This window comes from Maribacter sp. UBA3344, assembly GCF_002362375.1.
In the GTDB taxonomy this organism is placed as follows: domain Bacteria; phylum Bacteroidota; class Bacteroidia; order Flavobacteriales; family Flavobacteriaceae; genus Maribacter; species Maribacter dokdonensis.
On the sequence record NZ_DERI01000011.1, the window covers coordinates 194,805 to 210,741 of the forward strand.

At 38.2% G+C, this 15,937-nt stretch carries 4 protein-coding genes; 1 reads left to right on the forward strand and 3 read right to left on the reverse strand.

Translation table 11 applies throughout. The annotated features are described in order from the left end of the window. Positions 1 to 129: 129 nt before the first annotated feature. Positions 130 to 12,855, reverse strand: a complete 12,726-nt coding sequence (locus tag B2Z27_RS08515) for a T9SS type B sorting domain-containing protein (protein ID WP_286813349.1) — start codon at positions 12,853 to 12,855, stop codon at positions 130 to 132. A 270-nt stretch (positions 12,856 to 13,125) separates the two neighbouring features. On the opposite strand from B2Z27_RS08515, the gene B2Z27_RS08520 reads away from it, so the two are divergent. After that, on the forward strand, positions 13,126 to 14,214 hold the full coding sequence (locus B2Z27_RS08520) for a hypothetical protein (RefSeq protein ID WP_058103528.1): 1,089 nt from the start codon (positions 13,126 to 13,128) through the stop codon (positions 14,212 to 14,214). Between the two features lie 85 nt (positions 14,215 to 14,299). Here B2Z27_RS08520 and B2Z27_RS08525 read toward each other — a convergent pair whose 3' ends face one another. Then, complete coding sequence (locus B2Z27_RS08525; RefSeq protein WP_058103527.1) at positions 14,300 to 15,358, reverse strand: nucleoid-associated protein; 1,059 nt, start codon at positions 15,356 to 15,358, stop codon at positions 14,300 to 14,302. Between the two features lie 57 nt (positions 15,359 to 15,415). Next, on the reverse strand, positions 15,416 to 15,913 hold the full coding sequence (locus tag B2Z27_RS08530; RefSeq protein ID WP_058103526.1) for an IS1096 element passenger TnpR family protein: 498 nt from the start codon (positions 15,911 to 15,913) through the stop codon (positions 15,416 to 15,418). Between the last annotated feature and the right edge of the window lie 24 nt (positions 15,914 to 15,937).

Genomic DNA, 15,937 nt, shown 5'->3' on the forward strand with positions numbered 1-15,937 from the left:
TTTGGAGTGCGAATAATCAAAGTAACCTACTACACTTTAATATCACAATTAATAGTTGTAAAACACCATAAATACGTGGTAATTGTAAAAAAAAACAGAGGTAGTTATATGTACTACCTCTATTGTTTTTTATCTGTAAAGGGTGAAATTACCTACCATTTCCCTTGTGTCAGCTTCACCATTTAATTTAATGATGTACCAATAGTCTCCGGTTGGTAATTCTGTGTTTTGATAAAAACCATCCCAGCCATCTTCATTGTCCTTAAAGGTATAAACGGTTCTACCGTATCTATCATAAATTGAAACAAAGATTTCAGGGTATATCTCTATGTTCAATGGCATCCAAATATCGTTTTCTCCATCACCATTTGGTGTAAAGAAATTTGGGATTTCTATATCAATGAATTCTATAAATATACTTGCAGTAGATTCGCATCCGTTTTCATCTACCACGGTTACATCGTATGTATTGGTTTCGGTAATGTAAAATACATTTTCAGAACCCATATCCCTATCGCCTAAATAGAACGTATAGTTTTCTCTACCTCCGGTAACAGTTGCGGTTATTTGGTTAATATTACTTTCTTCAACACTGATCTCTAGAGGTTCAAAAGCCTCTATTTCCACTTCATAAGTAGTTAAACAGCCGTTAGCATGGGAAATACTGATATAGTGACTACCTGGTGTCAACTCCCTGAACATTGGGTTCAGTTGCATCTCCAAAGGATCAACTGTGTCAAGTCCAAATAGTACATCATTTTCTATACTTGGGTCATTAAGTACAATATTTACATAATTACTTGGGAAGTTACCGTTACAACCATATACCGGTTCAACGGTTGCGCTTAAGTCAACCCCCGGATCAATAGTAACTATAATCGTTTCATCGCAGCCTTGCGCGTCTTCAATAAAGATGATATAATCACCCGCTGCCAAGTCTGTAAAGCTCAATCTATCCTGTACAAAATCTGTTTCACTTTCCAAACGTGTACTGTAAGGTGCAGTACCGCCAATAATAGTCAAATCAATTGTACCATCTTCTTCGCCCACGCAAATCTCGGGTGTACTGGCAATGGTCACTTCAAGAATTTCCGGTTCGGTGATAGTTGCCTCAATTAATTCAAAACAGCCATTAGAATCTTGAGCAATAATGGTATAATCACCAGGTGCCAATTCATCGAATGTATTATCATCACTAAAGCGATCTAAGTTAGGAGAAATAGCATATTGATAAGTGCCCGATCCACCAAGCATATTGACAGTAATGCTACCATCATTAGCTCCGTTACAAGTGACATTTACAATATTGGTGTTGTTGGTGTCAATTAAAAGTTCATCTGGTTCTGTAATATTGATCATTGCCGAAGACACTTCACAATCATCGCTCTGTACTCTAACGTAGTAGGTACCGGCAATCAAGTTTGTAAACAATCCGGTGGATTGATTAGCGCGTACTTCTACAGTTAGACCGGCGTCCGAAAATAAAGCATATTGATAATTACCCAACCCGCCTTGTGCCTCTGCATCGATTACTCCGGTATTATCACCATAACAACTAATTGTTGGGTTATCGTTTTCAAGGTTGACCGTTAAAGGTATGATCGGGTTGATCGTAATACTATTGCTTAATACGGATACACAACCAAGATTATCTTGAATGTAATAAACATAAGTGCCTGGTTGAACACCTGTAAATAAATGGGTGTTGGGTCCATTGGTTTCGTTCATTGCATAGAATGTAGATGAGCCATCTTCATTCCACATATATGGACCTGTACCACCAGAAGCTGTCAGTAACAATTCGGCATCGTTTAAACATGTTGCTCTTTGTGCAGTTACTAGTTGACCCTTAACCTCAATAGGCTCTACGATCTGAACAATTGCAGTTTCGTCAGAACAATTTAAATCGTCTAGAACGGTAATACTGTAATACCCTGATCTTAAATTGCTGAAAGTAGCAGTAGTCTGGGTGCTTGTTGTTTGCAATAGGGTTGCTCCCGGTCCGTCGCCATCATAGGTGTTAAGAACATACCTATAGTTAGTGGAAACCGACCTAGGTGTAAACCCGGCTGTTATTTCCCCATCTGCATCACCTTCACACTCTAAACCTTGAACAGCTTGAATATTAGCTATAATTGGTTCTGGAGGAGTTAATGTAAATGCATTGGTGAAAGTTTCTGTACAACCTAAACTATCGGTTACTTCTACAGTATATTGACCGTCGCTTAATCCAGTAAATAAATTGCTATTTACTTGGTTGGCAGTATAATTAGTACTTGTGCTAACATGTGTTAATACAATATTGAACGGCCCTTTACCACCATTAGGTGTAATGTTGGCACTGCCCATATCATTGCTACAGCCCACATCTGTAGTGGAAATAGTAGCTAACGTTATAGGTGCGCTAGGAGAGGTAATCGTAAACGACCTTTCTTGTACACATTCTGGAGTACCCACTTGTGATGCTCTCAATATATAACTTCCGGCAGCAACCGGTATGGCAGCTGTAGTTCCTGTTCCGTTGAAAATTCCAGTATCATCCGTTCTTGTGGTAGATGTGCCATTGGCATGTAAAACTTCCCAATTGAAATCTCCGGTATATGTGTCATCTGTAAATGTTACTTCTATAGCCCCGTCTGTTCCAAAACATACAACATCTGAAAGTTTATTTACTTCAATATCGAACGTATTTGGGTTTTCAACGATATGGGTTCTAGTAATTTCACAACCAGTGGTCACGTTCCTTATTCCTATGGTGTACGTGCCAATTGCAAGATTTGTAAAGGTATTGTCACCTGTTTGATAGGTTGCAGATGGTAAAATTCTAAATTCGTAATTACCTAGGTTTGCAGTTGTATTTGTAACGGTGCTATTTACATTTATAGTAATGTTTTCTCCGCTGTTTACACAGTCTAAATCTCTATCCACTATGATGGTTGCATCTATGAAAGTGTCATACGGGTCAATAGTTACAATATGTTCGGCAGAACAACCTTCATCGTCATAAACACGAACAATGATATCACCACCTGCCGCGTCTGTATGGGTATAGGTTAAACTACTACTGTTTTGTAATACGGTAGAAGTTGCGTCATCTATAAACTCAAAACGGTTGTAGGTTCCACTACCGCCACCAATAGAACTTGCATTGATGCTGATAGTTGCATTGTCCGAATCATTTCCTGTAGCACATCCAAATTGATTAGGTACCGGTGCGGTAAATGTTATTGCCGTATTTTCGTCTACAACAACAGTCTTTACCGTGGTACAGTTATTTTGTCCCGTAGCGGTTACGTCATAAGAACCACCTGGTAAATTTATAAAAGATTGTGTGCCTGCATCCCATGATGCACCAGCAGGCATTGGAGTTAAAGCATAATCAAGTGGGTTGTTTCCATTGTTAACTTGAACCATTTCAATTTTTCCATCTTCAGCTCCTGCACAACTAACTTCAATTGGAGTTGGTGTAAAATCCGGGCGAACGGCCGCAGGAATGGTGACATCAAAAGTTCTAAAGCAATTTGGAGATGCAGTACCTATATCATATACATTTACCGTATAAATGGTATCTATAGTATTGTCTGGAACGCTTACCGGTACGTTCATGGCACCGCCCGTAAGAGTTTGCCTTGCTTCCACATTTGAAGATGCACTATCTACAATTTCGAACTCATAATTACCTGAACCAGAAATACCTTCTATAGCTATTTCAGCTTCATAACCTGCACCACAACCTAATTGCTTATCTAAACTTGCATAGGCTTGTAGGGTAGGGTGTACCACAATATTTGTGTCTTCGGTACAACCTGTAGCATCTTTGATGAATACACTATAACTACCTGCTGGTACCGTGTTATAGACACCTCCATTATTTTGATAGGTAGAACCACCATCAATGGAGTATAGGATTGTACCAGAACCTGATGCAGTGATATTCACAGATGCGTTTGTACTACAATTTGAAATATCTATACTGTCAATAGTAGGTGCAGCCGTAAAGCTCATGGTAACATCATTAAGTGGGTAAGAGCAACCATATTGATCTTCTACCGTAACGGTATAAATGCCTGCTGGTGATCCAGCTGCAATCTCAATAGGGTTATCACCTGTAGCCGTAATAGTGGTAAAAGATGAAGGTCCTGTAATGGTGTATGAATAAGTGCCGCCACCACCTTGCACATTGTCTATTAAAATCAAACCGGGGTTTTCACACGAAATATCTTGAATAGATTGTGGGTTTCCGGTAATAATATCCAATTCATCTAGAATAGCATTTTCACTGGCACTGATACATTGTTGGACACCACTACCATCTATTTGGGTAACTTCTATATAATATTCGTTTGGTGAAAGGCCAGAAATTGTAATGGTATTACTATAGGTTACTATACCTGCACTTTGATCAATTACATTATTGTCAGTATCAAATAATGTCCATTGCATACTTGGTTCGGTAAAACCGTCTTCGTCAACTATAGTATATGTTATTTCTCCATTGTTAGATAAATTACAAGAAGGATTAATTTCTGGAGTAATGGTCATTGGTAGACCTCCGGCAATTTCGTTAACATTTACTGTACTTTGTCTAATACATGTTACTGGAGTATTGTTATCTCTAACATAGAAAACATAGGTTCTACCAGGTATCAAATTTGTAAACTCATACATACCATGTCCTGCAGGTACTGTACTGCCGTCTAAGGCAGTAGTGCCACCTGGGTACCACGTGGCGGTACTTTCATCAAAATTTGCAGGGTCACTTGAAAAAGTATATTCGTATCCTGGAACTCCTTCGCCACCTTGTACTTTTACTTTTAATTCATCACAATTTTCAACTACGGATGAAGTCGTAATATCTAAATCATCTAATGGGTAAGGAATGATTTCTCTTGGTAAATCTGTTTGACAAATTAGATTGCCGCTACCGTCAATTGTTCTAATGGACGGGAACACTTCATCACCAGAAGACAACCCAGTTCTAAAACTAGTGCCTGTTTGCCATGTGCTACCGCCATCTTGACTATATTCTATTGTACCTGGCAAACCAGTAGTAATGTTGGTGAAATCGAAACCAAAATCAGTATCCGCTCCGCTACAATCACTTGCATAGGCTAATACAATATCTGCTGTAAGTTCAGCTGGTGCTGTGATTGTTACAGATTCCGTTTCAGAACATCCTGCTTCATCGGTAATTATTACATCGTAATCACCTGGTGCAAGATTATAATAGGTTTTAGTAGAACCAACAACATTGGTTTGTACTTGGTCTGGTGTGCCGTTGCTATTATCCACTAATCGGTAATCGAAAGGAGATAATCCGTCGTTAATAGTAACTTCAATATTACCTGTACCGTCATGACATTCTGGGTCAGTTGCTACAGCAGTAATGTCCAATACCGGATTTGCCGATATGGTTTCGGTTACCATAGTTTGGCAAGCATCTGTACCATTTGCTTTATCCCTTACATAGATATCATAATCTCCAATATCCGCCAAGGCAATTGTTGTAGAATTACTTGCTGAAAAATCAGCATCCGTAACTGTAGTTCCAGATGGAACAAAAGCATACATGAAATTGCTATCTCCGCCCGTTGCCGTTGCCGTCAAGCTTCCGTTGGCACATACACTTGCATTTACCGGTACTACACTAAGGGAAATTGTAGGTGCAATGGTAATGGATTGTATGGCTGAAACACAGCCATATTCATCATTTACCTCTACATCATAAGTACCTTCGGATAAGTTGCTGAATGTATAGGTAACGTCGGTTATTGGAGAAGGTGTTTGCCATGCTCCGCCGTTAATTCTAAATGAATAATTACCGTTACCATCGGTTACCGTGGCTGTAACAGTACCATTGTTTTGACCGTCATAACATTGTGTTGCCGTTAAACCAAAAGCAATAGTCTCCGGTTGAGTTACGGTTACGGTAGCCGTTGAAACTGCTTCACAATTATTATCATCCCTTACTCTTACATGGTAGGTACCTGCCGGAACGTTCAAGAACTGTGTTGAGGTAGCATAGGTCCTTATTACGGTATTATCTGTTAATTCTAACTGATATTCATAACCTGGTGTGCCTTCATTTGCAGATGCTTGCAAAGTTGCCCCAGTATTAAAGCAAGTAAATTCAGCAGTTTGTTGAAGATCTGCCGTTAAAACGTTTGGCGAAGTCAACGTTGCAGATGTTGCTGAGGTTGCGGTACATGAATTGTCATCTACTTTTTCTACCATTACAGTGTACGTACCATCTGCTAATGTTGCAGGGGTTGTAATAGGTGATGTAGTTTCCGTTGTCCAAGTTACACCATTATCAACAGAATACCGGTAACCAAAAGTTGGGTCAAAGTTAGATACTTCAAAACGTATACTACCATTATCACTGCCGTTACATGTAGGATCGGTGCTACCTAAAATGGCAACTTCAAAAGTTTTGCCAGATTCTACGATTACTGTAATGTCTTCAGCTTTTTCACATATTTCCGGAGTTTGAGATGCCTGAATATCATCTAGCACCAAGAAATTACCGTTATCACTATCAAGGTTGGTACGTAGAACCACTCCTACTGCAGTATTTGCACCTGGATTGAATGTAACGGTTCTTAAGTGCCAATCATCGGCATTATTATTTTGGGGAATAGCAGCGGTAGCTTGACTGCTGATAACATTTCCAGAACCGTCTACCAATTCTACCAAAACTTCTGGGTCGTTGCCAGAGGCATTGTCCACTAAAATATTGTAAGCGTAGAATGATATGGTGATATCTTGATCGGCAAGAGCTTCCAATCCGGTTCTAGACCATAATACATTGTTGTTTCCTGCAGACGTACTAACGCCAATTGCCATAAACCTGCCATCTGTTATGCCCGTATGGTCATTAGGACTTCTCCAAGATGTGTTAGGGTTGGTAATTCTGTTCGTTACTGCATATTCCGCATTTACAAGTATTCCTGCAGGACCTAAGTTACAATCCGTTTCAGTTCCATCTTGGGGTTCGTAGCAATATCCTGGTCCTATTTCTGCAATTTGCGTAGTAACCCCAGCACCAAAATTCTCTAAAAATAAGGTACTTTGCTCCGGAGCAACAGTACTGGTATACCCAACAGTTATCGTTTGGGTACCAGAAGCCACATTGTTAAAAATATTGTTATCTATTGGGGCATTATCAGTACCGTTTAACTTATAGGTATAGGTAAAGTCGGTCGTGTTAGAAGGCGTGATCGTCACTATGCCGTCTCCATCACACTCATAAGTAATAGCATTGGTGAACGTAGGTGCTATAGCAGAGCTTGGTACCATAATCTCTAAAGGTGTTTCACAACCTAGGGCATCTTTGATGGCTAATTGATAGTTGCCGGGAGCCAAACGTTGCTCATCAACGCTGGAGAATGTGCTACCACCATCAAAACTATAGGTATATGGTGCTTGACCACCACTAGCATTTAAAATTTTTACTAAGGCGGTTGGTGTTGCGGCCCCAGAGGTATCACAAGAAGCATCTTCTATTATAGAAGGTGATGCTGTAAGAATGAACGGTTGGGTAACTTCATATTTTAAGGTTTCCGTACAAGCATTACCTGGGTTACTGTTAGTATCCATTACGGTAATGGTATACACTCCTGCGGCTATATTATTAAAGAAGTTTTCTGTCTGATAAGTTACTCCGCCATCTAAGCTGTATTGATAAGGAGCATTGCCACCAGTTGCAGTAATCGTCAAAATAGATGTAGCTGAATCTGCACAAGTAATATCTGTGTTCGATGCCGAAATGCTTATGGTACCTAAATCTTCCATTGATACGATATTGGATAATCCATAACATCCGTTATCATCCCTAATTACAAAAACATAATCACCATCTTCATTTGGAATATAGGTAGAAGGCGAACCTTCATAACCGAATAGGAATGTTGGGTTAGAGGTGAATTCCGAATCTGGAATAGTAGTTTCATCAGCATACGGAGCTACACCATCTTTACTATAGATGGCATATTCATAACCTGTTGTTCCACCAGTTGCCGTTAAATTAATTACCCCTGCAGAACACGTAATATTATCTTGATTTGTTGCTGTTAGCCTCAGTTCAGGAATTTCATCTACGGTTATCGTTTTTTCGTCAATACAACCATCTGTTGTAGTAGTTACCACAACATAATCATCTGCTGAAAGACCAGGAAATGTATACGTGTTGTCAGAAGAAAGTAAATTATTGGCTACCAAATCTCCTTTTCCACCACTACCGTTATCGAAGTAAAGCTCATAGCTATATTCTGGTGAAACGTTCAATGCTTGTATTGAAATTGTTCCTGCTTCTGTACAATCAAATGGAGTTGAACTTAATGTTGTCTCAAAAATTCTTTCTGCAATACCTATTTCTTCCGTTTCAAATACACAACTGTTTTCAATAGGCTCACCTGTTGAAGGATTTAATTGTGTAATCTGTACTTTGTAAGTACCGCTAGTTGCGATAGCAAAATTAGGACCTTGACCAGCACTGAATGGTACTGCGATAGTATTGTTCTCAACGTCATATAACTGATAGCCATAACCGCTACCTAAGTCTATTACACGAATAGAACCTTCTGTATCACAGATGATATCTGATGAATTCGGTTCAGGAATATCCAATGTATTTTGGTATGCATTGAAATAGAACCTACTGAAACATCCACCTTCATAACCAATGACTACTCTATATTTACCACTTTCGGTAACAGTAAAATTATTTTCATCGGATTCCTCTTCCCATGTCCAATTTCCATCTGTATTGGCACAGTTGTCGCTTACATCGCCACAAGTAGCGGTGTCACAACTTGTTTCGTCAAGTTTTTCCCAGGTAATGCTCAAAGCATCGGTAATGCCCAATTGTATAAATGCACTATCCAAATCACCACATAGAAAGATATGTGGCATAGAACTGTTGTCATTAGAACAAGTTACCGTCTCACCTTGAATGTCATTATCTGGATTACTGTCACTATTTACTTGATTTAAATAGCTGATGATCGGGTTGGTCTGTGTTTCTCCATAACGCTCAACCGTAATTAATTCTGTATGGTTTGCACATCCTGATGTTGCTGTTTTTTCAACAATATAGTTACCTATAGTAGTTACGGTTAGAGTGTTAGATGTACCATCATCTAAAATAGTATCTCCAGAATCTATAACACCATCATTGTTATTGTCGATTGCCCAAGTATACGTATCAAAACCTAGACCTGCGGAAAGCGTGCCGCTTGCACCACAAAGTTGAACGGTACGGGCTACGTTACAATTTGCCAAGGCATCTGAAACATTGTTGGCCGCAACTTCTAAAGTAGTAGTACAAGCACCTGCAGGATTACTTCCGTCTTCGTCTGAAAAAGTATTTGTATTTAATATGCTCGTATATGTGGCATAAGCATGATTTTCCAGTTGTGAGGCACAAGCCGCAACAAACTCAGAACAGTCGCCAGCGACAGATACCGTTATCTTTATTTTATACTCAGGGTCGTCAATTTGAACCAAATTGTCCGGAATGGTAAAGGTTATTGTTCTGGTGCTTTCGTCGTAACTGTTGGTTACTCCTGGGGCATCATCTATGATAATCTCATCTAAGCTAACGTTATCCGGTAAAACATTTTTAATCGTAAAATTGGTAGCATCATCATCACCGGTATTCTGAAAACGTAGAACATAATTGAATGTGTCACCTAAGTCTACATCTTCACCGTTGATGTCAGTACCACCTAATAATTCTGAGGTATTGCCTAAAACAATTACCGGTGCAAATACTTGAGTGTAAGATGCCGCATTTACTGTACCATCCGTAGGGTCTACTGCAGGAACTCCTGTTGCATATTCACCACCATCACCACCGTCGGTAGCATCATCTTTGTAATATTCGTTGGCATCGCTACAACCATCGCCATCGCTATCTAAGTCTAAGTGATCTGGAAAACCATCCAAATCGGTATCTAGATTTGCACAAAATCCGGAAAAGGACGCTGTATTATAGGATAAAAAGGCAACGTCTGCATTTGAACTGAGTTGTAATCTTAGATAAGCAACGTCAGCTAGACTGGCGGTAGGTATACCAAATTCTGATAACTCTACAGTTGCCAAGCGGTAATCTCTAGTGGTATTATTGAAAAAAATGCTACCATTAGCGTTGTAGATATCCAATCTGTAAGAACCAACTACATTTGCAAGTGCGCCGCCGCTATAGGCTTGAACACGTACTGCATTTCCTAGGGGTGCACCTGTAGCATCATAAAGACTAACTACGTGACCAACACCATTTGGGTCTGCCACTTGGGTCAGTAATATATCTGGTATACCATCACCAACATTGGTAGCTACTATAGGATCTATTTCATAAGTCCATGTGTCACCAATATTAACAATACCAGAACCAAGATCTAATCCATTTTGTCCGTGGGTCAATAAAGGATTTAATGGATCTGTGGTAGGGTCGTTAATAATGGTCAACCCTAAGGCATTATCGTTGTTCCCGTCATTTAAATTCGCTTCAAATGTTCCTTCACCATAAATATTATTTGAAGGGGTTAAAGCCATCCAGTTAGATTCTGTAGCTGAAATATCTGAAAATCCATCATTGTTGGAGTCTATTCCATCTAATAAACCATTACCGTCAGTATCAAAAAGATTATCGTCTGCAACCCCTGTGGAGAAAGTAGTTCCCCCGGACGTGAATGCCAATAATTCATGTGATAAGTTTGGTAAAACCGGATTTCTTGATGTTGTAGAACTTCGCCAAAAACCGGAGTAGTTAGAGAAAATTTCTGTTACCGCAGTACCACCTTGAACAGTGCTGGAGGGTGAACTGAAATTAACTTCACTGGATATAATACACATTTGTTCAACAGCATCATAAATTCCATCATTGTCATCATCTAAATCAACACTATCTACAACCCCGTCATTATCAAAATCATTATGTACTATAATTCGTGCAGAAGGCTCATCTCTTGTAAGATTGGCGTCTGTTTGGTCTTGAGTATTGGTTGCTGTATTGACGAGGTTCAGTAAAGGTAAAATGTCAATTTCGTCTGCAATTACCTCTAAAGTTAAAAATGCTACTTCACCGGGAGTCAACGTTCCAATATTCCACACACTGCCATTAAACGTACCTGTTATTGTTGTCGCTTGTACTAATGAAAGACCAGCGGGAATATTATCCGTAACCTGTAAGTTGGTGATATCATTAAAGTATAAATTCTCTGCCCTAATGGTAAAAGTTGCGGTTTCCCCTTCAACTATTTCAGGTTTGTCCACTGTTTTTTCTATAAGTACGTCTGGTTCACAATAGAAAATTTTAATGGTTTGTGAATCATAGGTACAAGGACCTTTAGTACCTCTAACGTAGTAATCACCTGCAATAGTAGCGGCATATTCAAAAGAATTAGCTCCAGGTATGATCTCACCATCAAAATACCACTGATATGCATCAAAATTGTCATCTGACGCCTCAAATATGCTTGAACCAGAAAAACACTCGCCTTCAACACCGCCATTAATTCTTAATACTACTTCTGGTACGGTATCAAATCCTGAAAAATAGCCGGCAACACCTTGTGCACCGTTATAACCAAAAAAGCCAATAGCCATTGGTCCGGTTGAGGTTACACTGATATCACCATCTAAGTTAGGGATGTAAAAAGTTTTCCAATCATCAGAACCGGCAACAGGATCAGATGCAGGTTTTGAAATTTCAACGCCGTCTTCAAACACCTTAACATTAGAATCTGCTGTATTAACCGAAGCAATAATAGTTAACCCACCAGTAACCGTAGTTCCTGCTATGTTCCTAATATCTGGAATGTTGTCCATTACATCTGGTAAAAGACAGTTGACCGGAGCAACGAAATTTAAACCTTGCGTATATAAATTACTAGATCCCGCCATAGATTGGTAGGCATAGACGTCTTTTGAGGTTTGAACGAACATGTTAGCACCTACTGAATTAGAAGAGTAATAACTGCTAGGAATTTTAAAGTACTCGCCATTATCAATAGTTGCTAAAGGTGTTGTGCTTCCATTCACGTATACATGAGTGTTGTCTGCAGTGGCAATAACTAAAGGAAACTCCGTAAGACCATTGGTGTTACCGTTTCCTCGTATAAATACATATTCCTTACCAAGTTTATTGATCGGTACAGGTTGATCAATGCCGGCATCTCTATGGCTTTGTCCGTCTTGACTTCCAAAGTTTATAGAACCATTACTTATTACAATATCTTTGGTAGATACGATAGAGGCACCTATCCAACCGTCTTCATGTGCCTGTGTATGTGTATTGCCAATATATGTTTCATACACGAAAGATTCATTGGCGTTCAATGTTATAGTATGCGAGTTGGCAGTTATACCAGCTCTGTTGCCGCCTACCCTAAATTCACAACCAGGATCATAACCGGATAATACAACGGTTGTATTATCTTCCGTGGCCATAATACCCAATGTATTCGATTTTGATGAATGGGTACCTTTGTTTGGAACACCGCCCCATTTAAAGTTGGTTCCCATTGCTTGTCTACCTTTGGCGGTTAACGATGCTGCCTGTGAACCAGATTTACCTCTATAGTTCACATAAAACTTTTCTCCACCGGCTGATACAAAGCGCAACCCGCTATTGGTTAATACTACTCCGGTATTGTTGTTGTCTACAAGGGTGATATTATTGTCTCCATTACTCAAAGTCCAAACACCAGGGTTTAGATTGTCTATGGTAATAGTCCTTTCAATGGTATTAGATGTACCTCTGTACACGTATACGTTGAAAGGCGTAGTTTCTGGAGTAGATAAATATATTGCTTGGTTTTGAATACCTGCATTATTTTGACCTTGCTTCATTGGTGGTAAATAATGCAAGTCGCTCAACTGGGCAGTTCCCAGAAAAGAACTGAAAGCAAGCAGAAAAAATAAATAGGATTTGAAAAGGTGTTTAATCGGAGTAATCATCAGTTTGGTTTCAAGTAGTACTTAAAACAAATAACGATACCTTTTACCTGCTTTCTAAAAAATTGTTGTATAACCGCGTATTATGTCAATGTATGGCCAAATTCTATATGCATGAAAAAATTTATTGGAATGAATTGTGTATTTTGTTAGTAAATTCGTGCTATGTCAGAAGAAAAATTAATGTCGAAAAAAAAGCCGGCTTACCCCGTAAGCGAAGCTTTAGATGGCTACCTGGAACATTACAGTAGAAAAATTGAAATTCCTATATTTTATGACGATTTACTACGGTTTTCAGGGTCGGTCGTTGTCTATGATAAAAATGATGAAGATACGCTTTGGGTACGCGCATATTATTCTGAATTCGATAGAAAGGAAATAGATGATAGTTTAAAGAAAGTATATTCCATTTTATTATCTGATGGTAGTGATAATATTCATCAATATTTAAATGTTGATGCGGTGGATTTTTGCACGTTTGGGAATTCAAAACCATTTCGGATAAAAATTCGAAATATTCTAAACGATAACTTTACTTATTTCTATATAAAAAAGACCGATGCATCTCGTATTTATGGGTTGGAATTGGAGCATATGCTTTCTCCTTACAACCTTAACTTTTTGGTTTATAAGGATACCTTGATTGAAGAACATATTGCAGGTATTCCCGGAGATGAATTTATCAAGAATAATTTACCTAAGTGTACTCCACGAGAAAAGGCGCAATTGGCGAAGGAATTTGTTAAGTTCAATGAGCGATGTATGATTAGGCTTTTGGGAGATATGCGATCATATAATTATGTCATTGTACCTACACATGATTTTGATCATGTAGTATATAAAATACGTGCCATTGATTTTGATCAACAGTGTTTTGAAGGGAAATTAAAGGTATATAGACCTCAGTTCTTTAAGGAGAACTATCAAATGGTAGAATTGGTTAGAAGTAAGCTTACCCATGATTCTGTTGATCAATATAAACTGGAAGAACGTTCTATGGTAGCTAAGCGTATTTTAAGTTCTGGTAATAGAATAAAGAAGTTACGTGCTATTTGTAAGACCGATGAAATATCTACACCTGATAATATTGCCATGTTAAGGGAACAAATAGAGGTATTGACCATGGATATGGATTTTCAGAACTGTAAGACCATGGGGGAGGTGCTAGACCTAGCTTTGAACTTTGTTCGTAGAAATTATGAAGATGTCAGTGTAAAGCAGATTATTGAGCATAATATTAAAATAAACAGCTAGTATCTAATTAAGGTAGTCATAGTATTAAAAAAGCCATTTTTCGTGTGATGAAAAATGGCTTTTTTACTATTATAGTTAGACAAGGCTAGCTTTTCTGTTCCTTGTTGAAATACACTAGGTAATAATACATTTGTCTTTCCTCGTCCCAACCTTTTTCTACAAATTTTTCAGCAGATTCAGGATTTATGAAATCCATTTTAATCTGTATGTTGGTGTCAAGATTAATAACGTTCTTAATTTTTTTACGAGCATCTGATACCGCTTTATTGGCAATGTCAAAATTGGATACATCTTCAATGCTGAACTTAGGTCCTTTTTCCGTTTTGTAATGTTTGAACTCAGGAATCAATTCTGGGTTTTCCATTACTTCATTTAAGAAAGAAGACTCTTCAAAAGAATCGTTTTTTGCAAAATGGTTAACCGCTCGGTTCATAAAAAGAACTTCTTGTTGTTTATCTTCCGCTGGTAAAACCACGTCCTTTGCAAAATTCTGACAGAACTTTAAATAGTTTTTGGTCTTGAAATTATCATCTGAAAGCGGGTCTACACCCAAGAAATTTTCTAACCAATATTTGGTGTCATATTTATTGCTATCTACTGAAAGTACTTTGTAACCTTCTTCTTTATCAACATTGAATATTAAACAACCTTTGTCAAGCTTGTTAATGTTTATACCCTGTTGAATAACAATATCCAAATTGCTCCCTTTTTCTTCAAACTGAATAAAATCATGCTTGAGCTCACTTTTAAAGATACCTATGGCATCTACTTTTTTATTGTCCAACAATAGACCGGATAGGTAAGCTACGTATACCTCACCACTTTTAATATGCGGGTGATTAGATTGTTCAAATAATAAAGAAGCTACCTTTTTAGAGTTTAAATGTGCTTTAGAAGGGTCCTCAAAAACTTCACTGACAATTTTGAACAATTCGTTGAATTCCACATCAACTTCATTGGCCAGTTTATAATAATTTTCTTCCTTTTCCCTAAAAGGCTTGAAGAAGTATTCTTTTAATAGACCTGTAGTTTCGTCATTAAGTCTAAATGGTTCTTCAGAAAGAAATATACCTTCATTTTTATTTTTGTTACCAACTCTGTGTATAGAGATACTTTCTATTTGGGTAGCATATAGGTTGATCATAAAATGTTCTAAATTAAATGGTTATACTTGTCTTTGGTTCATTTGGTAACTGGTAAATTAATTCCAGTTCTCATCAAAATCCAAGTCATCATAATTATCAAAGGTATCATCAAAATCAAAGGCACTGTTCTCTGCCTCAAAGTTTTTTTCTGGTGGGGTCTCAGGTAATTCGCCAAAAGTGAATAGTACATTAGGGTAAGCACGACCATCTTCTTTTGGTTGTATATCCGCCAGTTCTACAAAGAAGGTCCACATGTTCATGAAATCATAAACGTAAATCAACTTTGGGTTGTTTTCGGTCATGATGTCCTCTAAAAATGTTTCGTTCATTAAACGAACGTCAGAACCAGATTCGCTCATATCAAAAAGTGCAATTTCTTCGTCTTGTTTCCACTCTTCATCGCAGGTGTAAAAAGATGCCATCTCATTGCCTAAAAAGCCAAATGCCTGGGTAATAGTATTATGAAAGTCCTCTAAAGAGTTATGAGCTTCAATTTCTAAATCTCTAAAAATATCTTCTTCGGCGTCTAGAATCACACGAATTTTATAAATCATACCTTAAATTTTGCGGGAGGGCAA

What these genes read in the sequence shown, in the direction of transcription:
- B2Z27_RS08515 (WP_286813349.1), bottom strand. Translation starts at nt 12,855, where the DNA reads ATGAAGCAAGGTCAAAATAATGCAGGTATTCAAAACCAAGCAATATAT.
- B2Z27_RS08530 (WP_058103526.1), bottom strand. Translation starts at nt 15,913, where the DNA reads ATGATTTATAAAATTCGTGTGATTCTAGACGCCGAAGAAGATATTTTT.
- B2Z27_RS08525 (WP_058103527.1), bottom strand. Translation starts at nt 15,358, where the DNA reads ATGATCAACCTATATGCTACCCAAATAGAAAGTATCTCTATACACAGA.
- B2Z27_RS08520 (WP_058103528.1), top strand. Translation starts at nt 13,126, where the DNA reads ATGTCAGAAGAAAAATTAATGTCGAAAAAAAAGCCGGCTTACCCCGTA.